Genomic DNA, 272 nt, shown 5'->3' with positions numbered 1-272 from the left:
ACCCCCAAAGCCAATCGTCACAAGCGATTAAATAACATAATGCCCACCTTGTCATGTCCCAAAGTTACATTCAAGGCCCCATACTGCCACAATAAAGCCTGCTTGTACCCCAAACTCTTTTGCAACTTGTTCAAGTCCATCTTTATTTTCTGCGTAGAGTTTAAGTGCAAGATAAATTTTACACTGGAGTACAAGTTTTGGTATGTATGTTTCTAGGGTTTGTTTATCCTGTTGCTGGTCTTTATCAGACGATTCAACTTTTTCTTTGTATT

1 pseudogene is annotated in these 272 nt (G+C 38.6%); it reads right to left on the bottom strand.

From position 1 onward, the window contains the following. Positions 1-54: 54 nt before the first annotated feature. Positions 55-272, bottom strand: a pseudogene (locus tag CWC04_RS19535) (lytic murein transglycosylase); the annotation flags it as partial.

It is taken from the genome of Pseudoalteromonas sp. S2893 (assembly GCF_005887105.1).
Classification (GTDB): domain Bacteria; phylum Pseudomonadota; class Gammaproteobacteria; order Enterobacterales; family Alteromonadaceae; genus Pseudoalteromonas; species Pseudoalteromonas atlantica.
This window is presented reverse-complemented; position numbering and strand designations above follow the sequence as displayed.